At 55.6% G+C, this 23,063-nt stretch carries 23 protein-coding genes; 3 read left to right on the top strand and 20 right to left on the bottom strand.

From position 1 onward, the window contains the following. The first annotated feature begins 4 nt into the window (after positions 1–4). A complete protein-coding gene (locus tag LBW88_RS16930) occupies positions 5–1,873 on the top strand; it encodes an amidohydrolase (RefSeq protein WP_414004098.1) in 1,869 nt (622 codons plus the stop codon). Positions 1,874–1,970: 97 nt separating this feature from the next. Here the strand turns inward: LBW88_RS16930 and LBW88_RS16925 are convergent, their stop codons facing one another. The 8 genes from LBW88_RS16925 to LBW88_RS16890 form a co-directional block, all read right to left on the bottom strand. Continuing rightward, positions 1,971–2,918, bottom strand: a complete 948-nt coding sequence (locus LBW88_RS16925) for a sensor domain-containing diguanylate cyclase (RefSeq protein ID WP_224933539.1) — start codon at positions 2,916–2,918, stop codon at positions 1,971–1,973. A gap of 209 nt (positions 2,919–3,127) precedes the next feature. After that, positions 3,128–3,397: an HPr family phosphocarrier protein gene (locus tag LBW88_RS16920; RefSeq protein ID WP_224933540.1), complete on the bottom strand. Its 270-nt coding sequence runs from the start codon at positions 3,395–3,397 to the stop codon at positions 3,128–3,130. Beyond that, complete coding sequence (locus LBW88_RS16915; RefSeq protein WP_224933541.1) at positions 3,366–4,895, bottom strand: FGGY-family carbohydrate kinase; 1,530 nt, start codon at positions 4,893–4,895, stop codon at positions 3,366–3,368. The genes LBW88_RS16920 and LBW88_RS16915 overlap by 32 nt, the downstream gene beginning before the upstream one ends. Next, on the bottom strand, positions 4,888–6,246 hold the full coding sequence (locus LBW88_RS16910) for a PTS galactitol transporter subunit IIC (protein WP_224933542.1): 1,359 nt from the start codon (positions 6,244–6,246) through the stop codon (positions 4,888–4,890). The genes LBW88_RS16915 and LBW88_RS16910 overlap by 8 nt, the downstream gene beginning before the upstream one ends. A 78-nt stretch (positions 6,247–6,324) precedes the next feature. Beyond that, a complete protein-coding gene (locus LBW88_RS16905) occupies positions 6,325–6,609 on the bottom strand; it encodes a PTS sugar transporter subunit IIB (protein WP_224933543.1) in 285 nt (94 codons plus the stop codon). Continuing rightward, positions 6,606–7,079: a PTS sugar transporter subunit IIA gene (locus LBW88_RS16900; protein ID WP_224933544.1), complete on the bottom strand. Its 474-nt coding sequence runs from the start codon at positions 7,077–7,079 to the stop codon at positions 6,606–6,608. Before LBW88_RS16900 ends, LBW88_RS16905 begins: the two co-directional genes overlap by 4 nt. Next, positions 7,060–7,926, bottom strand: coding sequence for a class II aldolase (locus tag LBW88_RS16895; protein ID WP_224933545.1), 867 nt, complete (start codon positions 7,924–7,926; stop codon positions 7,060–7,062). The genes LBW88_RS16900 and LBW88_RS16895 overlap by 20 nt, the downstream gene beginning before the upstream one ends. 1 nt (position 7,927) lies before the next feature. After that, positions 7,928–8,674: a GntR family transcriptional regulator gene (locus LBW88_RS16890; protein ID WP_224933546.1), complete on the bottom strand. Its 747-nt coding sequence runs from the start codon at positions 8,672–8,674 to the stop codon at positions 7,928–7,930. Positions 8,675–8,968: 294 nt separating this feature from the next. On the opposite strand from LBW88_RS16890, the gene uxuA reads away from it, so the two are divergent. Next, positions 8,969–10,033 carry a mannonate dehydratase gene (gene uxuA / locus LBW88_RS16885; protein WP_224933547.1) on the top strand — a complete coding sequence of 355 codons (1,065 nt, stop codon included), beginning with the start codon at positions 8,969–8,971 and terminating at the stop codon, positions 10,031–10,033. 88 nt (positions 10,034–10,121) lie between these two features. Here uxuA and fabF read toward each other — a convergent pair whose 3' ends face one another. The 12 genes from fabF to LBW88_RS16825 all read right to left on the bottom strand — a co-directional run bounded on the left by fabF (position 10,122) and on the right by LBW88_RS16825 (position 21,752). After that, positions 10,122–11,384 (bottom strand): beta-ketoacyl-ACP synthase II, encoded by a 1,263-nt coding sequence (gene fabF / locus LBW88_RS16880; protein WP_224933548.1) that lies wholly within the window; start codon positions 11,382–11,384, stop codon positions 10,122–10,124. A gap of 10 nt (positions 11,385–11,394) precedes the next feature. Continuing rightward, on the bottom strand, positions 11,395–12,951 hold the full coding sequence (locus LBW88_RS16875) for a DHA2 family efflux MFS transporter permease subunit (RefSeq protein ID WP_224933549.1): 1,557 nt from the start codon (positions 12,949–12,951) through the stop codon (positions 11,395–11,397). Continuing rightward, positions 12,948–13,988 carry an HlyD family secretion protein gene (locus LBW88_RS16870; RefSeq protein ID WP_224933550.1) on the bottom strand — a complete coding sequence of 347 codons (1,041 nt, stop codon included), beginning with the start codon at positions 13,986–13,988 and terminating at the stop codon, positions 12,948–12,950. The genes LBW88_RS16875 and LBW88_RS16870 overlap by 4 nt, the downstream gene beginning before the upstream one ends. Then, positions 13,985–14,527, bottom strand: a complete 543-nt coding sequence (locus LBW88_RS16865) for a winged helix-turn-helix transcriptional regulator (RefSeq protein WP_224933551.1) — start codon at positions 14,525–14,527, stop codon at positions 13,985–13,987. The genes LBW88_RS16870 and LBW88_RS16865 overlap by 4 nt, the downstream gene beginning before the upstream one ends. A gap of 288 nt (positions 14,528–14,815) precedes the next feature. After that, complete coding sequence (locus LBW88_RS16860) at positions 14,816–15,508, bottom strand: amino acid ABC transporter permease (protein WP_224933552.1); 693 nt, start codon at positions 15,506–15,508, stop codon at positions 14,816–14,818. A 16-nt stretch (positions 15,509–15,524) separates the two neighbouring features. Next, entirely contained in the window at positions 15,525–16,214 is a 690-nt protein-coding gene (locus tag LBW88_RS16855) for an amino acid ABC transporter permease (protein ID WP_200577555.1), read from the bottom strand. Positions 16,215–16,293: 79 nt separating this feature from the next. Beyond that, positions 16,294–17,109 (bottom strand): transporter substrate-binding domain-containing protein, encoded by an 816-nt coding sequence (locus tag LBW88_RS16850; RefSeq protein ID WP_224933553.1) that lies wholly within the window; start codon positions 17,107–17,109, stop codon positions 16,294–16,296. A gap of 20 nt (positions 17,110–17,129) precedes the next feature. Further along, positions 17,130–17,867: an amino acid ABC transporter ATP-binding protein gene (locus LBW88_RS16845; RefSeq protein WP_224933554.1), complete on the bottom strand. Its 738-nt coding sequence runs from the start codon at positions 17,865–17,867 to the stop codon at positions 17,130–17,132. Between the two features lie 12 nt (positions 17,868–17,879). Further along, positions 17,880–18,446: a peroxidase-related enzyme gene (locus LBW88_RS16840; RefSeq protein ID WP_224933555.1), complete on the bottom strand. Its 567-nt coding sequence runs from the start codon at positions 18,444–18,446 to the stop codon at positions 17,880–17,882. Further along, positions 18,443–18,925 carry a CMD domain-containing protein gene (locus LBW88_RS16835; RefSeq protein ID WP_224933556.1) on the bottom strand — a complete coding sequence of 161 codons (483 nt, stop codon included), beginning with the start codon at positions 18,923–18,925 and terminating at the stop codon, positions 18,443–18,445. The genes LBW88_RS16840 and LBW88_RS16835 overlap by 4 nt, the downstream gene beginning before the upstream one ends. Then, on the bottom strand, positions 18,922–20,376 hold the full coding sequence (locus LBW88_RS16830) for an NAD(P)-binding domain-containing protein (protein WP_224933557.1): 1,455 nt from the start codon (positions 20,374–20,376) through the stop codon (positions 18,922–18,924). The genes LBW88_RS16835 and LBW88_RS16830 overlap by 4 nt, the downstream gene beginning before the upstream one ends. A 413-nt stretch (positions 20,377–20,789) precedes the next feature. Beyond that, entirely contained in the window at positions 20,790–21,752 is a 963-nt protein-coding gene (locus tag LBW88_RS16825; protein ID WP_224933558.1) for a LysR family transcriptional regulator, read from the bottom strand. Positions 21,753–22,257: 505 nt separating this feature from the next. Between LBW88_RS16825 and LBW88_RS16820 the strand changes: the two genes are divergently transcribed. Beyond that, positions 22,258–23,046 (top strand): hypothetical protein, encoded by a 789-nt coding sequence (locus tag LBW88_RS16820; protein WP_224933559.1) that lies wholly within the window; start codon positions 22,258–22,260, stop codon positions 23,044–23,046. Positions 23,047–23,063 lie beyond the last annotated feature (17 nt).

Genomic DNA, 23,063 nt, shown 5'->3' with positions numbered 1-23,063 from the left:
GATGATGACAACGGCCTCACTGATTTTTACCAACGGCAAATTCCACACGGTGGATCGCGCCAACCCTTTAGCCACTGCGGTGGCGATCAAAGACGGCAAGTTTCTCGCGGTGGGCAGCGAAGCGGAAGTGATGCGCTTTGCCGGCAGCGATACGCAGATTATTGATGCCAAAGGTCACACCGGTATTCCCGGCCTTAACGACTCACACCTGCACCTGATTCGCGGCGGCCTCAACTACAATCTGGAATTGCGCTGGGAAGGCGTACCCTCGCTGGCCGATGCGCTACGCATGCTGCGCGAACAGGCGCTGCGTACGCCTTCACCGCAGTGGGTGCGCGTGGTGGGCGGCTGGAGCGAATTCCAGTTTGCCGAACGCCGCATGCCGACGCTGGACGAGATCAACGCCGCCGCGCCGGATACCCCGGTATTCATTCTGCACCTGTATGACCGCGCCCTGCTAAACCGCGCTGCGCTGCGCGTGGTCGGTTACACCAAAGACACGCCGAACCCGCCGGGCGGCGAAATCCAGCGTGACAGCAACGGCAACCCGACCGGCATGCTGATTGCGCGCCCTAACGCCATGCTGCTGTACGCCACGCTGGCGAAAGGCCCTAAGCTGCCGCTGGAACAGCAGGTCAACTCCACGCGTCAGTTTATGCGCGAGCTGAATCGCCTTGGCCTGACCAGCGCCATCGACGCAGGCGGCGGCTTCCAGAACTATCCCGATGATTACGATGTGATTTCCGAACTGCACGCCAAAAAGCAGCTGACGGTGCGCATCGCCTACAACCTGTTTACTCAGAATCCCGGTAACGAGCTGGGCGATTTCGAGAAATGGACCGATATGCTGAAGCCGGGCCAGGGCACCGATTTCCTGCGTCACAACGGTGCGGGCGAGATGCTGGTGTTCTCGGCGGCGGATTTCGAAGATTTCCTTGAGCCACGCCCCGATCTGGCACCCGGCATGGAAGATGAACTGGAGCGTGTGGTGCGCCATCTGGTGGAGCATCGCTGGCCGTTCCGCCTGCATGCCACCTATAACGAATCGATCAGCCGCATGCTGGATGTGTTCGAGAAAGTGAACCGCGATATTCCGTTCAACGGCCTGCACTGGTTCTTTGACCACGCCGAGACCATCACCGAAGCTAACATTGAGCGCGTCAAAGCACTGGGCGGCGGACTGGCGGTACAGCATCGTATGGCATTCCAGGGTGAGTACTTTGTTGATCGCTACGGCAAAGAAGCCGCCAAACAGACTCCGCCGGTAGCACGCATGTTAGATGCGGGCGTACCAGTCGGTTTGGGCACCGATGCCACGCGCGTCGCCAGCTATAACCCGTGGACTGCGCTGTACTGGCTGGTCTCTGGCCGCACCGTCGGCGGCATGCAGTTGTATGATGACAATGCGCGTATTGACCGTGAAACTGCGCTGATGCTGTGGACCAAAGGCAGCGCGTGGTTCTCCAGCGAGCAGAATGCTAAAGGTGAGATCAAAGTTGGTCAGTTGGCGGATCTGGTGCTGCTATCGAAAGATTTCTTCAGCGTGCCGGAAGAGGAGATTAAAGGGATTGAATCGGTGTTGACGCTGGTCGATGGCGAAGTGGTGTATGCCGCGGGCGGATTCACGCCGCTGTCACCGCCGCCGGTGCCGGTGCTGCCTGAGTGGTCGCCGGTGGTCACCGTGCCAGGCCACTACCGCAGCGCCCCGCCGCAAGCCAATGGACGTGCGGCGATGATGCCGAAAGTGCACCAGTGCAGCGGGCCTTGTGGCGTACACAGCCACTCACACGATGTCGCGCGCCAGTCTTCGGTGCCAGTGTCGGATAACAATGCATTCTGGGGCGCGCTGGGCTGTTCTTGCTTTGCGTTTTGACTGAACTGTGATTTGAAGCCCTCTCCTGCTGAGAGGGCTTTGCTGCAAATAGACTCTCTCCCTATGGCGCGGATCGGTATCCCCCAGCCACAAACGTCTATCCTGCTAAACCAAATCCGTGTTTGCCGTTCTTCTTGATGTGGTACATCGCTTCATCCGCACGTGTTAACGCTTCGTCGAAGTTAAAGTGCGATTGCACCGTCGCCACGCCAATCGAGGCACCAATCTGCGCATGGCCGTTATCCACATCGAACGGCGTCAGCGCAGCATCCAGCACCGCCTGCATCATGATACGCACTTTGGGGAAGTCGATCAGGAACGGCATCAGCAGCACAAACTCATCACCGCCTAAACGGCCCACCACCACGTTCGGTGGCACCTGATCAAGGATGCGCTGACTGAGTTGAATCAACACTTCATCGCCACTGCGATGGCCGAGCGTGTCGTTCACATGCTTAAAGTTATCGAGATCGATAAAGGCCACGCACAGCGGTCCCTGCGCTTTCATTTTACTGAATTGGGTATGCAGCGCGTGGCGGTTGGTCAGGCCGGTCAGCGGATCGTGATGAGCCAGAGAAGAGAGCTGCGCTTCATACTGCTTCTCCTTGGTCATATCGATATGCGTGCCGGTGACTTTAAGCGGATTGCCCTCTTCATCCCATTCGGTGACGCGCCCGCGATCCAGCACCCAGGTAATTTTGTCGTTCTTACCCAGCATGCGGTGCAGCGCTTCATAGTAAGGTGCGCGCCCTTCGATATGATCGTAAAACGCCTTGAGCACTTCATCGGCGTCATCGGGGTGCAGGCGTTCGCGCCAGACTTCAAACTGCGCTTTGGTCTCTTTCGGCTGGAAACCCAGCATCGAACCCCAGCGTCGATTGAAAATCACCAGCTTGCCGCTGGGAATATCCAGCTGCCACAAACATAAACCGGTTCCGTCCAGCGCCGCACTCAGCTTGTTACGCGCGTCATGCGCTATGCGCTTTAAGCGCGCATTATGCTTTTTCAGGTTCTGGACCTGCTGACGTAGCGCTTCTTCGGACATGATGGCTGACGGAGAGGAAATAATGACTATTTTGCCTGCCAGGAAGTTTCTGATAAATAAAACAATTGAAAAGCCGATTAGCAGCGGGAAATTGCATCAAGCTCAGAGTGAACGGCGAAGCATTGAGGTTATTTCAGCTAACAAAACTTTCTTTAATCCCGTCAGGCAGTGGAAAGCGCGCCAGCCGACTGGGCTAGCGCCCTGTGGATCTACTCTGATTCGCCAAAGCGCTGATCAAACATGGTCACGACCTGATGCAGTACACCCGCTTCATCACCACCCTCGCACAACACTTCCACACTGCCACCCGCTTTGATACCGGCACGCATGATGTTCATCATACTGCTGGCGTTGACGTCCTTACCCTCATAGCGCAGCGTAACCCGGCAGTCATGGCCTTTTAACGCTTTGACCAGCTGTGCCGCCGGGCGTGCATGGATGCCAGTACTATTTTTCACGGTAACGGTTTGACTCAACATGACAGTTCTCCTGGTTAATGGGGGAAATAACGCCTTCCTGCTGCAATTTAAATTGATAGAACGCCTGCCAGCGCTGCTGATAACGCTGCAAGGCGCGGCTGCGTTGTGGGTCGGGTTGATAGCGCTGCGCCACACGCACTTCCGGCGGAGGCACATCCGCGCAGGCAATCAGCAGCGCACCCACGGACACCGCTTCATCAAAGGCAATGGCTTCTACCGTTCGCGCCAGACTGTCGGCCTTGAGCTGGAGCCACAGCGGATTGCGCGTGGCCGGGCCAATCACTTTCAGTGCGGGGCCAGCTGGCACCGCAAAACAGGTAAAGCAGTTGGCAAACTCCATGGTCAGCCCGAGTAGCACGGTGAGCAGCAGTTCATCGTGCGGCAACGTATCGCTCAGACCGTACATCAACCCGCGCGTATGGCGGTTTTTGTAAGGCGAGCCGGAGCCGCGCAGATGCGGGATAAACAGCGGTAACCCTTCTGGCTGCCACTCATCACTCAGATAGCGCAGCGTGGCTTGCACCAACGCGGCATCGATCTCCTCGCGTGACAGTCGGAAAGTAGTGCTGACCCACTCCAGCGCAAAGCCGCCCACCGGCAGTGAGGCGAACAGCGTGAAATGGTTGTCCAGCGAATAACGTCCATTCGCTAATTTGTCACGCCGGGCCTGCTCATTGAGTAACGGCTGCGGTTGCAGCAGTAAAATGCCTTCGGTGGTGCCGGTAGAGTTCAGTACCTCGCCCGTTTGCAGCTGCAACGCCCGCCCGCCCACCATATGATCGTGTCCTGCCAACGTAACGCTCACCGGCTGGGTTAAACCCAGTGCCTCACGACACGCTGGCGTCACCCATCCCGCCACTTCCCCCGGCGCCAGCAGGGGTGCAAAAGCATCCAGCGGCAGTTGCAAAATATCGGCGGCCTGCGCCGACCAGCTTCCCTGCTGGAGATCGAGACACAGCGTGCGGCTGGCTAGCGTGGTGTCAGTGCGCTGTGCACCGGTTAAGCGCCACAACAGCACTTCCGGCGCATGCAGCCAGCGCAAATCGTTGCGCCCACGCAGCGCATAGTTATCCAGCAGCCAGCGCATTTTGAAGGCAGAATAATTACTGTGCAGCGGTAAGCCAGTGATTTGGTAAAGCCGCTGACTGTCCGCTTCGGTTAAAGTGGCGAGATACTCTTCGCCCCGGCGATCATACCAGGCCAGCATCGGCGTCAGGATATTGCCAGCCTCGTCGAGAAACACGCCGGACTCACCGAAGCTGGCAATACTGATATGCGTCACCGGGCAATCCGTTGCCGCGATCAGGCTGCGCATCGTCGCCACCACTTGCTGCCACAGCGCTTCGATATCGAAATCGACGTTGCCAGTGGGTGAAGTGATTTTGGGTGTGACGAACTTACGCTCATCCAGTCGTGACGCGTCCCGACGAGAAAAACAGGCGACTTTACAGTTAGTCGTACCGATATCAATGACGATGGCCGCAGCATTATCAGGCATACACGGCACCTCGTGTCAGACGGAAGATGCCCCACAGCACCAGACCCACCACCGGCACAAGGCCAATCGCTATCACGTTGCCGTTGAAGATTTCCAGCAGCCAGAAGCGGAACGGGTTACCGCCGTCGAGGAAGCTGGAGACCTGACCGCTGGAGCCTTCGGCAAACTTGAAGTTCACGTCTTTCGCCATGCCGGTAATAAACGGCGCAATTTTGGTCGCAATCCACAGATCCGCCACGATTACCGGTATCGCCGCCAGCACGGTACGGAAGATGTTGCCACGGCTGGCCAGCGCTATCATCGAAGCCATCACCGCGAGGTTCGCCAAATCGCCCAGCGGCAGCACCTGATTGCCTGGCAGGATAAAGGCGATGAACACGGAAATCGGCGTCAGCAGCAGCGCGGAAGAGATGATCGCCGGGTTGCCCACTGCCACCGCGATATCCAGCCCGATATAAAGATCGTCACGGCCAGGGTATTTGGTGTTGAGGTACTTCTTGATCGCTTCCGACAGCGGCAACAGGCCTTCCATCAGGATGCGTACCATGCGTGGCAGAATAAACATCACGCCGCCAATGCTGATGCCGAGCAGCAGGATATGCTTGAAGTCATAACCGGCAATCACCCCCAGCAGCAGGCCCAGAATGGTGCCGACCATCATCGGCTCACCAAAGATACCCAGCTTCTTCTGCACGGTTTGTGGATCGATGTGGATACGATTAAGACCGGGGATCTTGTCGATGATTTTGTCCACCAGCAAGCCCACCGGGAAGAACACCACGGCTGACAGCGTCGGCAGTGAAATTCCTTCCAGACCAAAGTATTTCTGCACCATCGGCGCGGACCAGTCAGCCAGTTTCAGCACCACAATCGCGGCAATGGCGGCGGCCAGCAATCCGAGGAAGAAACTGCCTGTGCTGTAGTAAACCAGCGTACCAGCCAGCGCAAAGTGCCAGTAGTTCCACATGTCCACATCGACAGTGCGGGTGCGGTTCATTGCCAGCATCGCCACGTTGATTAATATAGTGAGCGGAATAACAAACGGTGCAATCGGCGATCCCCAGGTAATGGCGGAAAGCGGCGGCCAGCCGAGATCCACCACTGGCAGGTTAATATTGGTGCGCTCTACCATTGCTTGCGCAGCCGGGCCAACATTACTGGTGAGAATATCGAAGATGGCGTAGATCCCGACGAAGCCAATCCCTACGGTTAACGAAGAGCGCAAGGCTTTGGCCGGTTTGACCTTAAAGCACAGTGCAAGAATAAACAGCACCAGCGGCAATAATACGGTTGGGCCAAAACCCAATATATATTGCACCACGGTGTAGAGGCTATGAGCGATTTCATTCATGGCAGACCCCTTATGACGGGCGTAAACGGACCTGGCGTTAGCGCCCCATTATTGCAATCGGATTAAATAAATAAGTGGTTATTTGTTTTTCAAAATTTCGACAATTTTTTCCAGCACTTTCTCTTCGCCTATACCTGTAATAATCGGTAAGCCGTTAACCACCGGAATATCTAATTCATAAGGCACTTTAGTGGTGGAAACCACCAGTGCTACTCCGTCCGTATTATTTGGCAGAGAAGCGACATTGGTTTGAGAGTAATTCACATTAAGACCGTGCTCCTGGCAATATTCCATGACCTTCTCTGTCACGGCAGTCGATGTGGCAATTCCGGTAGCGCATACAAATAAAATCGTCTGGCTCATACTTCACCTCGTTCGGTCATGGTTTCTGTGATGCGTTGATAAATCTGCTGATCGTTGAGCAGCAATAACTGCTGCATAAAATCGCTATCCTGAATCAGTTCCATAATCCAGCCCAACACATTTAATTGCTTATTGCTTTCACTCAGTGCCAGCAGAAACACTACGCGTACCGGCACCGGTTCTGGCTCGCCGCCCATATCGGCAAACGTCACCGGCTGCGGCAGAATGCCGATACTGATGGCGTTGTGGCGCACATGGCGATGGTCGGTATGCGGAATCGCTACGCCAACCGGTTCCGTCGGTAAACCGGTGGGGAAATCCTGCTCACGCGCCAGCACATGATCGGCAAAATCCGCGACAACCAGCGCTTCATCCACCAGCGGCTGTGCCAGTTGGCAAATCACTTGATCGACACTCAGCCCCTCATTGAGGTGCTGCACGTAGTGCGGCTTAAACTGGATCCCCTGCATACGCGGCCTCACTGATATCATTCAAACGCAGAATCTTCGCGTAGACCTCATGTTCCACCGCCTGTCGTGCATCAGCCATCACCGCCGCCAGATTGGCTTCGTTGTGGTTTTTCTGCCATGCGTGACCGACGCTGGTGATAAAGGAACGGCGCAGGTCGCTGGCGATGTTCACTTTCACCACCCGATGATTAACAAACTGCTGCAAGATGCTGTCCGCGATACCGGAACCGCCGTGGATCACCAGCGGGATGGGCGTGATCTGCGCAATCTCAGCAAGGAGCGGCAAATCGATGCGCGGAATATCATCCAGTCCGTGCACATTACCGACCGAAATCGCCAGCAGGTCACAGCCAGTTTCGCGCACAAACTCCACCACCTGCTGCGGATCGGTTTTGCAATCCGCTTCGCTGACGTGATCGTCTTCTTTACCCAGAATCGCACCCAGCTCAGCTTCCACCGGCACGTTGTAGTTCTGGCAGAATTCCACGGCCCGACGCGTCAGCTTGATGTTCTCTTCAAACGGCAGCGCAGCCCCATCGATCATTACGGAAGTAAATCCGGCACGCACCGCCTGGCGTATATCATCCATATTGCGGCCGTGATCGAGATGCAGGCTGATCGCCACATCCATCTGTGCGGCACGGCGCTGCACCATTTCATAGATGTAGTCATAGCCGGACAAACGCGCATTGGTGGGCGCGATTTGAATAAAATTCGGCACGTTACTGCGTTCAATCGCATTTAATATGCCGAGCGTAGTTTCCAGATTGGTGGTATTAAAGGCGCCGGCCAGCACGCGCTTATTTTCCAGTTGACGAATAAATTGATGACCGTTGACTAATGGCATGTCAGCTTACCTCTCTTCGTTGCAGAACGGTGCCCAAATAATATTTATTCCCTTTTAACCAGACATTGCCGAATTCCACCGGCAATTCGCGTGAGAAAAACACCAACTGCTCTAAATGCAGTACCGGTGCATCCTCACTGATATCCAAAAAATGTCCGCGTTCATTACCTATTAAGCGCGCCGCATAGCGGCTTTCGGAATAACGTATTTTCTGTTGCGATAATCGTTCGATGGTGGGAAACAGGTTATTGTGATTAAAATCCACCTCGGCGATGCCGGGCACCAGTTCCATATTGATGCGATTCTCAATCAGCATCACTCTTTCATCATCGATATAACGCAATCGCTCCAGATAAAGAATTTCCTGCCCCAGTTTAATGCGTAACTTCTCGGCAATATAACGGTTGGCCGGTTCAACCCGCGTGGCGATCACCTGCGTGCTGAAATTAATTTGCTGGCTTTCCAGTGATTCGGCGAAAGAGAGCAACCCTTCCCCCAATGGATAGCGGATATTCTCTTTCTTAACGAAGGTGCCTTTGCCCTGCACTTGCACCAGCACACCTTCTTTCACTAACTGCGCCACGGCTTTTTTCACCGTGCCGCGACTGACGTCGAGCATATCCATGATCTGAAACTCCGAAGGAATGCGGTCATCCTCCACCAGATCGCCGGTATAAATACTCTCGCGAATCCACTCCACCACCTGTTGATAGAGCGGAACCTGCGAACTCTTACTCAATGTTTTCATGGCGCGCACCTGAACATTCAGAGTTGTCTATGGACAATCATGTACAACTTCGAGGCTTATAGTAGGGAATTGCGTCTGACGAGGGATCGAGGGCAGTCACGTTTTCGCGTACCGAATCTGTGACATTAAAGTGTGATCAGCATCTCATTGGAAAACGGGGCTTTGCGCTTTAGCCGAAGAAATTGTGTTCTGTGACGCGGATCAAGAGATATTCGCGGGTCGATGCTGGGATCATGTTTACTAGAATGGTAGTTTAACAGTTATCGCAGTAACACGATGACGGTGGATGAGATTATGCAACTGACAATGCGTTGGTTTGGTCCCAAAGAAGATAAAGTTTCGCTGGAATATATTCGCCAGGTGCCGGGTGTACGTGGCGTAGTGGGCGCGCTGTATGACGTCCCCGTTGGGGAAACCTGGCCGAAAAATAAGATCAAAGCACTGGTTGATCAGGTACATGCCGCCGGTCTGACGGTGGAAGTGATCGAGAGCGTCAACATTCATGATGACATCAAGATCGGCCTGCCGAGCCGCGATCAATTCATTGAGAACTACAAGCAGAGCATCCGCAACCTCGCTGAAGTCGGCGTGAAAGTGATCTGCTACAACTTCATGCCAGTGTTTGACTGGATGAAGACCGACATGAATTACGTGTTGCCAGACGGCTCACTCACCATGGCGTTCGAGAAGAAAGGCATCGATAAGAGCCTCGACGAAGTGGTGCAGGAAGTGTTGGGCAACTCAAACGGTTTCGCGCTGCCAGGCTGGGAGCCAGAGCGTCTGGCGAAGGTGCAGGATCTGTTTGCCCAGTACAAAGACGTAGATGACAACAAGCTGCGTGAAAACCTCGCTTACTTCCTGAAAGCGGTGATCCCGGTGTGTGAAGAAGTCGGCGTGAAGATGGCGATCCACCCGGATGATCCACCGTATTCGATCTTTGGCCTGCCGCGCATCGTCAAGAATCGCGAGGATCTCGATTGGATCTGCAACGTGGTGGATTCGGAAGCCAACGGCATCACGCTGTGTACCGGATCGATTGCGGAAGATCCGCAGAATGATGTGTACGGCATTCTGGCTGAGTTCTCACGTCGCAAACGTATTCCCTTTGCGCACGTGCGTAACATCAAGATTATTCAGGACAAAGATTTCTACGAGTGCGCGCATCCCACGGAGTACGGCTCGCTGGATATGTACAAGGTACTGCAATCGATGCATGACAACGGCTTCGATGGCTACATCCGTTCCGATCACGGCCGCTTTATCTGGGGCGAAACCGGACGTCCGGGCTACGGTTTGTATGATCGTGCGCTGGGCACCACCTACCTGATGGGCCTGTGGGAAGCGTTGGATAAGCGCTAATTCACCCCACCCTTTAGGCCGCTGATAACAGCGGCCTTTTTTATTGCCCTAAGTCTTTAATCGACATCCCAAAATGTTAAATGAAAACTTATGCCCAGCCCTTAAACAGCAAGCTGGCATTCACGCCGCCGAAACCAAAGCCGTTGGAGAGCACATACTGCATCGCCATTGGCAAAGGTTTCAGCGCCACTAGATTGAGCCCCGCAGCGGCTTCATCGGGGTGCAGCAGATTGAGCGTTGGCGGTGCGATCTGATCGCGCAGCGCAAGGATCGAGAAGATCGCCTCCACGCCGCCCGCTGCGCCTAACAGATGTCCGGTGGCGGATTTGGTCGAGGTGATCGCCACATTGCTGCCGGCAAACAGCGTGCGGATTGCTGCCAGTTCGCCCTTATCACCCACTGGCGTGGAAGTGGCATGAGCGTTGATATGCTGCACCTCTGCAGGGCCGATGCCCGCCTGCGCCAGCGCGGTTTCCATCGCGCGGCGCGCCCCTTCGCCGGTTTCCGGACCGGCTGTGAGATGGTACGCATCGGCGCTGGTGCCGTAGCCGACTAACTCCGCCAGCGGTGTCGCCCCGCGTGCCTGCGCATGCTCCAGCGATTCAATCACCAGCAGGCCCGCGCCCTCGCCCATCACAAAGCCATCACGATCGCGATCAAACGGACGAGACGCCTGCTCAGGATGATCGTTAAATCCACCTGACATCGCTTTCGCGGCAGCAAAGCCCGCCAGACTCACGCGATGGATCGCCGCCTCGGTACCGCCGCACAGCGCGATGTCTGCTTCGCCGCTGCGGATCAAGCGGGCCGCATCACCAATCGCCTGCGCACCCGCCGCGCACGCCGTGACCGGTGCGCCAATCGGGCCACGAAAACCATGGGCAATCGATACATGTCCCGCCGCCAGATTGGCGAGGAAGGAGGGAATAGTAAACGGCGATAAGCGACGCGAGCCGCGATTGGCGGTGGTTTCCACCGCATTGGCGATCTCGTTGAAACCACCGATTCCAGTGGCGATCACCGTCGCGGTGCGCTGGCGATCGGTCTCATCCTGCGAGAACCAGTTGGCTTGCGTCAGCGCTTCGTGCGCCGCCACCAGCGCGAACTCAATAAAGCGATCCATTTTCTTGCGATCTTTCGGCGCAATCACGCGTTCGGGATCGAAGCCATGCTGTGGATCTTGATCCAGTGTGGGCACTTGACCCGCCACTTTGCAGCTGATGTCCTGCACCATCTCTTCCGGTAGAGCGCTGATGCCGGATTTCCCCGCCAGCAGTGACTGCCACACCGCTTCCGTACCGCAGCCGAGCGGGGAAACCATCCCCATACCTGTAATCACAATACGTTTCATCGATAACTCCTTAAGCCGCAGGCTTTTTCATCAAAGGAACCAGCAGCGCAGCGATACAAAATCCGACCATGATTAGCCAGAATGCGTCCGAAAAAGCCTGCGTGCGCGCCTCGCGCAGGGTGAGTGAGGCCAGCGATTGCAGCGCCGCTGTGTGCGCCGCATCCGGGCTTAATCCGTTGAAAATCAGGGCTGCGGTGCGCGATTGCAGATAGTCACCGAGCGATAAACTGGCGCTGTTGAGGTGATCAGCCAGGCGGCTAAAGTGCAGATTGGTGCGGTCATTGAGCACGGTGCCGCACAGCGCAATACCGATCGCGCCACCGAGGTTCCGCATCAAATTAAACAGTCCTGAGGCTAATTTTAGTCGTGCGGGCGGCAAGCTGCCGAGCGTTAACGTCACAGTGGGCGCTACCGCAAACTGCTGCGCCATACCGCGAAACGCCTGCGGGAACAGCAGCTCTTTTGCGCCCCAGTCATGGGTGATCGGCACGAAGAAGAACATCGACGCACCAAAACTTATCAGGCCAAACGCCAGCAAAATGCGCAGATCGACGCGATTCGCCAGCCAGGCATAAAACGGGATCGACAGGATTTGAAAAATGCCGGTGGAGAAGATCGCCAACCCAATCTCCAGCGCACTAAAGCCGCGCACCTGGCTGAGAAACAGCGGTGTGAGATAGATGGTCGCAAAGATGCCCACGCCAGCCATAAACGAGAAATAACAGCCGAGGCCAAAGCTTGGATCCTTCAACGCGCGCAGATCCATGATCGGTTTAGCGTGATTCAGCGTGCGGAAGATAAACAGCACGCCACACAGCAGGGCGATCCAGCCCGTGGTGGTGATGGTGCTGTCGTCAAACCAGCCCCAGCGTGGCCCCTCTTCCAGCGTGTACTCCAGACAGCCCAATGATAGCGCCAGCAAAACAATGCTGAAGTAATCCGCACCGCGCAGTAACTCGGGATTCGGCGAGTCGATCTTCACCAGTAGCGGCACCGCAATCGCGATGTAGATGCCGGGGATAATGTTGATGTAAAACAGCCAGTGCCAGCTAAAGTTTTCAGTGATCCACCCGCCCACCGTTGGACCCAATGTCGGGGCTAACGACGCCAGCGCGCCCACTGTGGCGGCGGCAATCACCCGCTGCTTACCCTGAAAAAAAGCAAACGCGGTGGTGAACACCAGGGGGATCATCGAACCGCCCGCCAGCCCCTGCAAAGCGCGGAAGGCGATCATACTCTGGATATTCCACGCCCAGGCGCACAGCAAGCTCATCAGCGTGAAGCCGCACGCCGACGCGGCAAACAGCCAGCGCGTTGACATCACGCTCGCCAGCCAACCGGAGAGCGGAATAATGATGATTTCAGCGATTAGATAGCTGGTTTGCACCCATACCGTTTCGTCGTCACCCGCCGATAAACCACCGCCGATATCCCGCAACGAGGCGGAGACAATCTGGATATCCAGCAAGGCGATAAACATGCCGATGCACATCGTGGCAAAGGCGAACACCTTCTTGTTCACCGGCATCTCCGCCGGAGACAACCAGGGGGCGGCAACGCTGCTCATCGCGCGCTTCTCTCATCCACCGTCACCGTGACGGAAAGACCTGGGCGTAATAGACCCAGAACCGCTGCATCGCCGTCCAGCACAATACGCACCGGCACACGCTGGACGATTTTGGTGAAGTTGCCCGTGGCGTTTTCCGCCGGAAGAATGCTGAAGCGCGAACCGGTGGCTGGCGACAGGCTACCAACGTGGCCGTTAAAGGTGCGGCCGGGTAATACATCAGCGACGATGCGCGCAGGCTGTCCCGGCTTCATCTTAGCCAGCTGACTCTCTTTGAAGTTGGCATCGATCCATAGCCCTTGCGCAGGCACCAGCGACAGTAGTTGCGTGCCGCTGCTGACAAACGAACCTGACCACGCGCGGCGATTGCCCACCACGCCATCAAAGGGCGCACGGATTTCGGTGTACTCAAGATTGAGTTTCGCCATCGCCAGCCCGGCTTGCGCCTGAGTTAACGCCGCTTTAGCCTGCTGCTCACGGGCATCCAGCACCTGCAACTGACGCTCGGCAACGGTTTTATCGGCGCGGGTTTTGCTCTCTTCCGCTACCGCCTGATGATAGTCGGCTTGGGCATGATCGCGGATTTGCTGTGAGACCGCTGAGCTGCTAGCCAGCGCACTGTAACGGCGCTGGTCGGAGGTGGTTTTCAGCGTCACCGCCTGTGCCGCCAGCAGAGAGGCGTGCGTGCCCGCAATAGTGGCAAGTTGCAGCTGACGCGTGGCGGCGATATCACTTAACGCAGCCTGCTGTGCGGCCACTTCCCCCGCCGCCTGATCCACTGCCGCCAGGTAATCACGGTTATCCAACTGCACCAGCAGATCGCCCTTTTTCACCTGCGCGTTGTCCTGCACCGCCAGCGTGTGGATGTAGCCGGACACTTTGGCGGAGATGGCGCTGATATCTGCGCCGACATAGGCATCATCGGTGGAAGGCATAAAGCGCGCGGTGTGCCACCAGTAGTAGCCGTAACCTGCCGCCGCTATACCGCCGATCGCCACTGCCAGCAGCAGGGCCGATTTTTTGCGCGTGCGGGTCATGGCTGCTTCTCTGTGGCAGGCGGGGCAAATTTCAGCGTGCTGTCACCCGCACGTTTTTTCTGCAGATAATCATGGCGATAGTGCATGATCGGCGCCGCTGCCGGGCCGGGCACCATTTGGTATTTATCGCTGGTGAGCGGTTGGCCGTTTTCGCTATCGACCAGTTGCGGTTTCACCGGACGCTGCGTCGCGGTTTCCACCAGTTGCATTTGCCGCCCTTCCGGCGAGAAGTGAGTACTGCCCCACTCGGCCAGCGCCACGATCACACCGCGCAAATCGCGCCCGGCGGGTGTGAGCTGATATTCGTAGCGCACTGGCGTAGTGCTGTAACACACCTTTTCCAGCAGACCATCTTCCACCAGCTCTTTTAAGCGGCGCGACAAGATGTTCGGTGCCACACCACTGTTTTTCTGGAACTCATCAAATCGGGTAAAACCGGCCAGCGCATCGCGCATGATCAGCATGCTCCAGCCATCGCCGACGCGGCCAAGGCTGCGCGCAACCGGGCAGGCCATTTGATAGAGCGGTTCGTTTTTCATGGTGAGTATTCCGGGCAATGTCTAATGGGGGATACTGTTGCAGAGTGACTATCATTTTGCAAGTGACTTGCGAAATGATAGTCATGGTATTTATTATCCAGGAGCGCATAAATGTGCCCCCTACAAATACTTATGCTCACGTAGGGGTGCAGGTAAAAGACCGCATTGCATCCCGTAGGGGGCGCATTCATGCGCTCCTGGCAATAGGCCGCACTGGATTCCTGACGTATTTATGCAAAAAAAAACGGCAGCCACATGGGCTGCCGTTTCATCACAACTTATCAATCATCAGGTGCGCACGCGCAGCGCCGCCTCGATCTTGTCGGCGATCTTAGTGACCACATACGCAATCACCATGTAGAACACCACTGCAATCAGGAAGGCTTCGAGATAGTAGAAGTTCAGTGCCGCCGTCAGCTGCGCCTGAGCAAAGATATCCACCACTTCAATCGCAAACGCCAGCGACAGGGCTTTCATTATCACCATAAACGCATTCGCCAGATCGGGGATCGCCGCCACGATAATCTGCGGGAACATCACCCGACGGAACAGCTGTCCACCGCTGTAGCCGAGTGACAAAGCGGCATCGGATTGTCCGGTGTCGAACGAGTTCAGCGCGCCTTTCCACACTTCAGCCTGGAACGCCGCTACGCAGGCACTCAGCGCCACAATGATGATCACCCAGTTCGGCAGTGAGTGGGCATTGACCTCTACGCCAAACAGCGTGGCAACAAAGTGCAGCGCCGGTGGCAAACCGTAATAGGCGAGGAATATCACCACCACCATCGGCACGCCTTTGAAGGCAATTTTGTAGGTAATCACCAGCTGGCGCAGCACCGGAATGCGGCGATGTTCAATAAAGGCAAACAACCCGCCTAACAGCGTTGAACAGATAAATACCGTAACGGCCATCAGCAACGTCACTGGCACCGCATCAAGAATGCTCCAGAAGTCCGGCAGCAAAACCTCAGCATCAAACATGGTTTTTCTCCCTCACTCAGACGCTGGTGGTGAACTTCACGCGCGGCGCAGACTTCGAGCTGTACTTCGCATGACGTTGTTCAAAGAAGCGGATAACCAGCCACGCCACACCGCACAGCAGTGAATAGAGCACGGCCAACACCAGATAGGTGCCGAACTGATACTGGTTGTAATCGCGTTCCATAATCAGGTGCGCGGTCGCCATCACATCTGCCGCACCGATGTACATCACCAGCGCCACGTTGTGAATCAGATAGATAATCGCATTACCGTAACCCGGCAGCGCAAAGTGCACCGCCTGCGGGCCAATCACTCGCAGCATTTTCTGACGGAAGCTGTAGCCAAGACTGTCGGTGGCATCGTGCTGACCACGCTCAACCGCAAGGTACGCCGGGCGCATCACTTCCGATAAGTAACCGCCGTGATACAGGCTCAGGCCGATCATCGCCGCCACGTTGGCGGTGAAGAAATCGCCAAAACCAAAGTTATCGGTGATCAGTGGCATGCCGTAGAAAGCCACAAACAGTTGCAGCACCACCGGCACGCTGCGCGCATAAGAAACATAGAGATCGGCCAGCTGGCTGATCACGGGAATACGGCGCACGCGGAAAAACGTCGCGATCAGCGCCAGAAAGAACCCGACAATCATCGCCACAAACATGATGCCGAGCGTCAAAGGCAGCGCCGACAGCAGTTCTGGAATCATGGAGGATAGATTCACGGTGAAACACTCCTGCTAAAAAGGACAGCATGCGCCCGGCTCAACACCGGGCGCAGTGAATCTGTTACTTCATGTACTTAGTGACTTCTTCGCCAAACCATTTCTGCGCCAGCTTATCCAGCGTGCCGTCCGCCTTCAGCTCCTGCAGGGTTTTGGTGATGTCATCGTTCAGCGCCTGGTTTTCAGCAGAGCGGTGGATCAGTACATAGGTATTGTTGATCACTACCGGCTCACTGGCTTTGATCGCCAGCTTCTGGTTGTCGATCACCGTCTGCTCACCGAGGTTTGAAGGCAGGATCAGCGCGTCATATTTACCGTTCTGCACTTCTTTCAGACGATCCGGGTAAGGCACACCGGCGCTGGACGCTTTGATGGTGATTTTGTCGTTCGGGTTATCCTGCTGCCACTGGGTGACGAACTTATACACGCCACCGCCTGCGGTGACAGGCACGATGTTCTTGCCGACCAGATCTTTCATACCGTTGATATTGCTATCGCTGCGGCTGTAGATCTTCATCAGGCTGGCACCGATCGGTGCATCCGGGATCAGGAACTGTTTGCTGCGCGCTGGCGCTTTGTAGTAACCGCCGGTCGCCATGTCGTATTTGCCGGTCACCAGGCCAGTTTCCTGCGCGATGTCCGCGGCGCCTTCCATAACGAATTTGTACTGTGGCAGTTTCGCGTTGATGGCTTTCAGCACGTCCGGCTCGTAGCCCTCTGGTTCGTGACCGATCGCGCCCCACGACAGCGGTTTGGATTCTGCAGCAGTAGCAATTTTGATGGTGCGTACCGCGTCAGCAAAGCTGTTACCGCTGATCAGGGCCAGGGCGATGATGCCAGGCGCGGCAAGGCGACGTAATGTAGTTTTGATTGCAGGCATGTCTCTGATTCCTTTAATTATTAGAATACTTTTTCTGAGTTGAGGAACTGGGCAAGGCGCGGCAGGGATGGGTTATCAAACATCTCTGCTGGAGTCCCCTGCGCAGCTACCACACCCTGATCCATAAACACGATGCGATTCGAGATGCTTTTCGCAAACTGCATCTCGTGCGTCACCAGCAGCGAGGTAATGCCGGATGACGCCACATCTTTAATCACTTTCAACACTTCACCCACCAGCTCGGGATCGAGCGATGAGGTCGGTTCATCAAACAGCATCACATCCGGACGCACCGCCAAAGCACGGGCGATACCGGTACGCTGTAACTGGCCACCAGACAGCTGCGACGGATAGTGATCAAGCTTGGCGCCCAGACCCACGCGTTCCAGCTCCTGCACGGCGATGTCGCGCGCTTGCTGTTTGGTTTTACGCTGGATCACGATCAGCGGATCCATCACGTTTTCCAGCACCGTCATGTTTTTGAACACGTTAAACTGCTGGAACACCATGGCGGTGCGCAGACGGATCGCCTGGATCGCTGCTTTATCCGGTGACTGGTAATCCATGCGGATCTGATCAAGCTGAATGGTCCCGGCTGACGGCTTCGCCAGATAGTTGATGCAGCGCAGCAGTGTGGTTTTCCCGGTGCCGCTTGGCCCGATGATCGACACCACATCGCCGCGTTTTACCGACAAATCGACGCCTTTCAGGATCGGATTACTGCCGTAAGCGAGCGTAATATTGTTGAGTTCTAACATCCGGTGCAGCCCTTATTTGTTCAGGTCAGCATGGCCGAGCACATGCATCAGACGGTTGGCCCAGCCAAAGATGGCGATGGCGTGGATCAGATCGATAATCTCCTGATCGTTCATGCCGACGGCGCGCAGTGCCGCGACATCTTCCGGCGTAGCTTCAGACGGCGTGACCGATAAACGACGAGCAAAGCGGTAGATCGCCGCATCGCGTTCACCTAACACATCCGCTCTATCAAAATAGATGGCACTGACCACGGCGTCACTTTCTGCCAGCTGCGCATGACGGCGCGCGTGCACCACCGCACAGTAGCGGCAACCGTTGACGATCGAAGCACCTAATGCGCCCAGCTCACGATCCGCACGATCGAGGCCACCTTCGACATACATGATGGCGTTGAACAGCCCGGTACGTGCGGTGTAGCTCTCAGGATCGTGTACCAATGTGCGCACGTATTCGGAGATCTTCTTGTTGGACGGCGTCACTTTCATCGCATCGAGCTGCGCCGGTGTCGCCTGTTCAACATCCACTGGCGTGATATACGGATGCCAGTGCAGCGGCTTGAGATTAACCGACGGAATCATGCGGACCTCATCAGACGTAAACCAGCCGCCACGCGCGTCTGGAAGTTAACAAAGGCGATCAGTTCAGAGAGCGCGACGATTTGCGGATTGCTCAAACCAGCCTGCTCCAGCAAGCGAATGTGCTGCTCGGTGGCCTGAATCGGCTGTTGCGTGACCATGTCAGCATGACGCGCGATCGTCGCCAGCGGCTCTTCCGAAACAGTACAACCTGATGCCAGCGCCAGCAGCGCTTCAGACGGGTTTAACGCCGCCAGTTGCGCCTGGTAATCACGTTGCAGCGGCGCATCGTAATTCAGCACCGCCATACGCTGCGCCAGTGCCAGACGCAGATCTGCAGGTAAACCCTGATCGTCTTCCGGCGTGAGTACTGACACACGGCACGCTTCCGCGCCCTCAACAAATTCGGGACGCAGACGGCGCGTCTGATACAGCGCATCTTCTGGTGTTAATCCGGCTGCTTGATCAATAGCGTCGCTCACAACGCGTTCTCCTGTTTTAGTAACGGGGTTGAATCCACCCATTCATCGCCCTGTAGTTCAGGGGTGTCAAAAGCTTGTAAGTTGGCGTAGTGCTGCTCGACGTCCTCGGCAAACAGCGAGGCGGTAATGCCGCGCACCAGACGATCGGCTCCGGCGCTCACCGCAGGAATATCGCCGGAGACTTTGCCGTGCGTCAGCATGGCAGCATCGTTAAAGCAATGGATGTGCGCCAGCATCGGGCAGGCATCGGGCGTCAATTCGCGGAACTCGAATGAAGGGCCAAGATCCGGCGCTTCCAGCAAGCTGTGACGCGGTGTGCCCATATCAGGTTGATAGCGACCATCGGACCAGCTGCGAATATGCGGCGCGATGGCGGCAAACTCCGGGCGGCCGTGGAAATCGTTGGTAAAGCCGGTGGCGGCGATCAGGAAGTCGTAGCGCAGTGCGCCCTGGGTGGTTTCAATCAGCAAGCCGTCTTCTTCTTGTTTGACGGCGTTGATGCCGCAATCGAGGAAGAAGCGCGCATTCTCATGGCGTGATACGCGCAGAGTGGAAGAGCGCGGCGGCGGGGTTTGGGTCGCGGCGGTGTAATCGACGAACTTCCACTTCCACGCGTCCGGTAGCTGATGCATGCCGTGCACCACGCCCTGGCTGCCAATGCCGGTCATCTTGTTGATGCGTGGCATTTCTTTGCGGCGAATCAGCAGATCCACCGCTGCAGCGCCCTGCTCCAGCGCGGTGGCGGCGTTATCCATCGACGAGGCGCCTGCACCAATCACCGCGATGCGCTTGCCTTTTAAGGCTGTGAAATCAATATCATCAGCGGAGTGTGCCCAGAACTGGCGGTCAATGCCTTGCAGGAAGTCCGGCACGGCAAAACCGCCAAGACCAGAACGTCCGGTGGCGAGCACCAATCGGCGCGTATAAACACGATCGGTTTCGGCACCGTCCAGATCCAGCGCAATCAAATCCCCGGCCTGTGCAATGCTGGTGACGCGCACGTTGTTGTGCACCGGCAGATTCAGCACCTTGCGATACCAAATCAGGTAATCCATCCACTGCGCTTTAGGGATTTTGTCCAGCTCCTGCCACGCCTCTTTGCCCCACTGCGCCGTGAACCAGGCGCGGAAAGTCAGCTGCGCGAGGCCCAGTGCCGGGCCATGCAGCGTTTTCGGTGAGCGCAGAGTTTCCATGCGCGCAAAGGTGATCCACGGACCTTCCAGTCCAGCGTGGGCGGCGTCATAAGCCACCACATTGCTGATGCCGGTGAACTGTAATTTGGCGAGAGCCGCCAGACCGCACATGCCCGCACCAATCACCACCACATCGCGTACCGGTGCACTCTGAAAGGTGCGCTCCGGTACCCAGGATTTGGCTGGCAGTTCCAGAAATTCCAGATCCTGCTGAAGCTGAGCTTCTAATGCGGCAAGACCTTTGGCGGCATACGTCATAGAGAGATTTCCCTGGTGTCAGCGATCGCGTTGAGAGCGAGCGAAAACGATTAAAACGCGCCGATGACCCTGCCTTTTTAATTATCTATAAAATGCATAATAGGCAGCCAACAATCATCAATACGCATAATAAAACTAAGTTTTCGCATAATCCTCTTGCCCTAAATGTGAGTCAAGATTCTCGCTCAGGATTTGACCAATGGATTTCTTATATCTTATGCCGAAAAAGTTATAAGCGTTGAAAATGAAGGGATTCATCGCGCAGATTGCGTCAGGAAGCTGCTGTGATATGCACGATAAATTTTGTCGCTGGAGCGAGATAGGATTTTTGCGATTCGGTTCTGAGTGTAGCGGTGAGCGGTGCGCTGACTGGCGTGGTCATGCTGCTGTTAGAGGCACGACCAATCGCCTCGCTACGATTCCTGGTTAATCACTCGCATAATGCGCGGATGTTCGCTGGCGGGCAGGCGTTCAAATCCCGGTAGCAGCTGAGCAGCGGCGTCTGCCAGCGCTTCCACCAGTGCCTGCGCCGCGCTGGAAATCTGGCGGCCTTGCGGCGTGATCACGCCAAAGAAGTAAGGAATGTCTTCCTGAATCGGGCGAATCGCCACTCCGGCCAGCGGCATGCCCCAGCCGGTGACCGGTTCGAGGATCGCCACGCCCAATCCGGCGCGCACACAGCCCAGAATATTCGCCGACGAGTTGGTTTCGATGGTTTCCAGCAGCGGCGCTTTAACCTTCCTCAATGCTTTTTCATAGCGGCCGCGCAGACGTTGCGGACTCCATGGCGCGATTAAACGGCGGCCCGCCAGCTGGCTGAGGGATAGCTCACTGTGTACTGCCAGCTCATCCTCTTCCGGCAGGGCAATCACGCATTGAGACTGCCCGATCCAGTGCAACTCCACCGCATGATGCTCCAGCGGCAAACTACATAAGCCGATGTCCGCTTCTGCGGTGATCACAGCATGTGCCGTCTGTACGGCGGACTCACTGATGATTTGCACTTTATTTTGCAGGTTTAGCGCGGCCAATGCTTGCGGCAGCAACCCGGCGGCCAGTGCTGGCGTCGCGGCAATGCTGAGTGGGCGATGCTGCTGATGCGCGATCTCTTGGGCGCGAAGTCGAATCTGTTGCAGTGACAGCAGCGCTTTCTGCACGTACTGATGCAGCTGCAGCGCTTCTTCAGATGGATGAATGCGCGGGCCATTGCGGATAAACAGCGGATAACCCAGCGACTGCTCCAGCTCCTGAATCAGGCGGGAGACGGCGGGCTGCGAGCGGTTCAGTGCCTTGGCGGCCGCCGTCACGCTGCCCGCTGAAATTACCGCCGAGAAGGCTTCCAGCTGACGCAGATCGAGATCATTTAACAGAGTCATCGCGTGGTTACTTCCCTAAGTCATTGATCGTTCCCGACAATCGCGCGGGAAAAAATCCATCATAGAGAGAGTCTGTTTAATTCGCTACTGCTGAGGCAGTAATATCAAATAGTGCTGAATTGGGTGTAGTGCCCCTAAAAGGCCACTCCGCGATTGGGGAACACAGTTTTTTCCGTCAGCTCGCGATTGTTGACACTCAATAGGTGCAGCATCTCGCGCAGGTCATCATTTCATTGCCCTTTTTACAGGCAATACTCAGCGGCAAGTCCTTTATTGGCTCGGAAATTTCCAACGCACATATTGTCTTCTTACTAATTGAATTAGCCTAAGCCCTGATCAGTTGTAGGGTAACGATTACATAACTCAAAGAAAGTTATTACCTCATCAAAATCTTAGGCTGATAGATTCATTGATTTAAAAAAGTTCAAAATGAACAACGTTTAAAATCTATAATTTAAAACCATTCTTTCCTTGCTCATTCTCAGAAAAAACGTTCAGGAAGAAAATGAAAAAGCCATTACATTTACTCGCCTTAATCTATTTAACTTTCTCATTTAAAACGTATGCAATAATAACGATCACTCACGCTGAGTATAAGGATGAGCGCACTGTAACCTATAGTTACAGCAGTACATCTGGAGGCAACTCTTCGGCTTCTCCGATATGTACCAACGGGAGTTCTGGCCGTGGATGTTATTTTGGCATTTGGATTATTGATAATGCTGGTGGTGGCAGCAAAACAGGTACAGCCATTCAATACGTATTCGTTCCTTTAAGGTCAACGTGGGCAGATGCCAACAATGCATTTCTAAGGGCTTATCCTGCCAGTGGCACTTCAACGACTATTTCTCATCGTGTTCCGCCCTATACTGTATGCATTGCGGCTGCAGCGACCCCTGTAGTGAACATCCCCGGCTCTGATTACGTAAATCAGCCCGGTACAATATGCAGAAATGCTTCAGCCCCACCCGTCCCAACTAATTGTTCTTTCTCAGGCTCACCCAACATCGATCACGGCACTCTCCAGGCTGACAAGGTCAATGGTAAACAAGACAGTGTCTCAATCAACGTGAACTGCAACCGCGCAACCTCGGCCAATATCGCCAGCCTGGGTGGCGCCATCAATATGGGCGGCGGAGTAAGTTCCACATTGACCTTTGATGGCCGTGGCTTAGGCTCCATTTATCTACCCAACGGCATATCAACCCATACGGTAACCTCTACTCTGAGTGCAGCCAACCCTACGCCCGGAGATAAGAGCGGCAGCGGCGCCATCGTGATCAATCTCCCATAAATCACTTCCTGTAATAG

The sequence above is a fragment of the Pantoea sp. alder81 genome (genome assembly GCF_020179835.1).
GTDB lineage: Bacteria > Pseudomonadota > Gammaproteobacteria > Enterobacterales > Enterobacteriaceae > Pantoea.
The sequence above is the reverse complement of the archived record's forward strand: the minus strand, read 5'-3'. Positions and strand labels throughout refer to the sequence as shown.

What these genes read in the sequence shown, in the direction of transcription:
- LBW88_RS16840 (WP_224933555.1), bottom strand. Translation starts at nt 18,446, where the DNA reads ATGATTCCGTCGGTTAATCTCAAGCCGCTGCACTGGCATCCGTATATC.
- LBW88_RS16845 (WP_224933554.1), bottom strand. Translation starts at nt 17,867, where the DNA reads ATGTTAGAACTCAACAATATTACGCTCGCTTACGGCAGTAATCCGATC.
- LBW88_RS16895 (WP_224933545.1), bottom strand. Translation starts at nt 7,926, where the DNA reads ATGCCATTAGTCAACGGTCATCAATTTATTCGTCAACTGGAAAATAAG.
- LBW88_RS16930 (WP_414004098.1), top strand. Translation starts at nt 5, where the DNA reads ATGACAACGGCCTCACTGATTTTTACCAACGGCAAATTCCACACGGTG.
- fabF (WP_224933548.1), bottom strand. Translation starts at nt 11,384, where the DNA reads ATGAAACGTATTGTGATTACAGGTATGGGGATGGTTTCCCCGCTCGGC.
- LBW88_RS16855 (WP_200577555.1), bottom strand. Translation starts at nt 16,214, where the DNA reads ATGATTCCAGAACTGCTGTCGGCGCTGCCTTTGACGCTCGGCATCATG.
- LBW88_RS16890 (WP_224933546.1), bottom strand. Translation starts at nt 8,674, where the DNA reads ATGAAAACATTGAGTAAGAGTTCGCAGGTTCCGCTCTATCAACAGGTG.
- LBW88_RS16860 (WP_224933552.1), bottom strand. Translation starts at nt 15,508, where the DNA reads ATGTTTGATGCTGAGGTTTTGCTGCCGGACTTCTGGAGCATTCTTGAT.
- LBW88_RS16850 (WP_224933553.1), bottom strand. Translation starts at nt 17,109, where the DNA reads ATGCCTGCAATCAAAACTACATTACGTCGCCTTGCCGCGCCTGGCATC.
- uxuA (WP_224933547.1), top strand. Translation starts at nt 8,969, where the DNA reads ATGCAACTGACAATGCGTTGGTTTGGTCCCAAAGAAGATAAAGTTTCG.
- LBW88_RS16820 (WP_224933559.1), top strand. Translation starts at nt 22,258, where the DNA reads ATGAAAAAGCCATTACATTTACTCGCCTTAATCTATTTAACTTTCTCA.
- LBW88_RS16825 (WP_224933558.1), bottom strand. Translation starts at nt 21,752, where the DNA reads ATGACTCTGTTAAATGATCTCGATCTGCGTCAGCTGGAAGCCTTCTCG.
- LBW88_RS16910 (WP_224933542.1), bottom strand. Translation starts at nt 6,246, where the DNA reads ATGAATGAAATCGCTCATAGCCTCTACACCGTGGTGCAATATATATTG.
- LBW88_RS16905 (WP_224933543.1), bottom strand. Translation starts at nt 6,609, where the DNA reads ATGAGCCAGACGATTTTATTTGTATGCGCTACCGGAATTGCCACATCG.
- LBW88_RS16920 (WP_224933540.1), bottom strand. Translation starts at nt 3,397, where the DNA reads ATGTTGAGTCAAACCGTTACCGTGAAAAATAGTACTGGCATCCATGCA.
- LBW88_RS16925 (WP_224933539.1), bottom strand. Translation starts at nt 2,918, where the DNA reads ATGTCCGAAGAAGCGCTACGTCAGCAGGTCCAGAACCTGAAAAAGCAT.
- LBW88_RS16900 (WP_224933544.1), bottom strand. Translation starts at nt 7,079, where the DNA reads ATGCAGGGGATCCAGTTTAAGCCGCACTACGTGCAGCACCTCAATGAG.
- LBW88_RS16865 (WP_224933551.1), bottom strand. Translation starts at nt 14,527, where the DNA reads ATGAAAAACGAACCGCTCTATCAAATGGCCTGCCCGGTTGCGCGCAGC.
- LBW88_RS16915 (WP_224933541.1), bottom strand. Translation starts at nt 4,895, where the DNA reads ATGCCTGATAATGCTGCGGCCATCGTCATTGATATCGGTACGACTAAC.
- LBW88_RS16870 (WP_224933550.1), bottom strand. Translation starts at nt 13,988, where the DNA reads ATGACCCGCACGCGCAAAAAATCGGCCCTGCTGCTGGCAGTGGCGATC.
- LBW88_RS16875 (WP_224933549.1), bottom strand. Translation starts at nt 12,951, where the DNA reads ATGAGCAGCGTTGCCGCCCCCTGGTTGTCTCCGGCGGAGATGCCGGTG.
- LBW88_RS16830 (WP_224933557.1), bottom strand. Translation starts at nt 20,376, where the DNA reads ATGACGTATGCCGCCAAAGGTCTTGCCGCATTAGAAGCTCAGCTTCAG.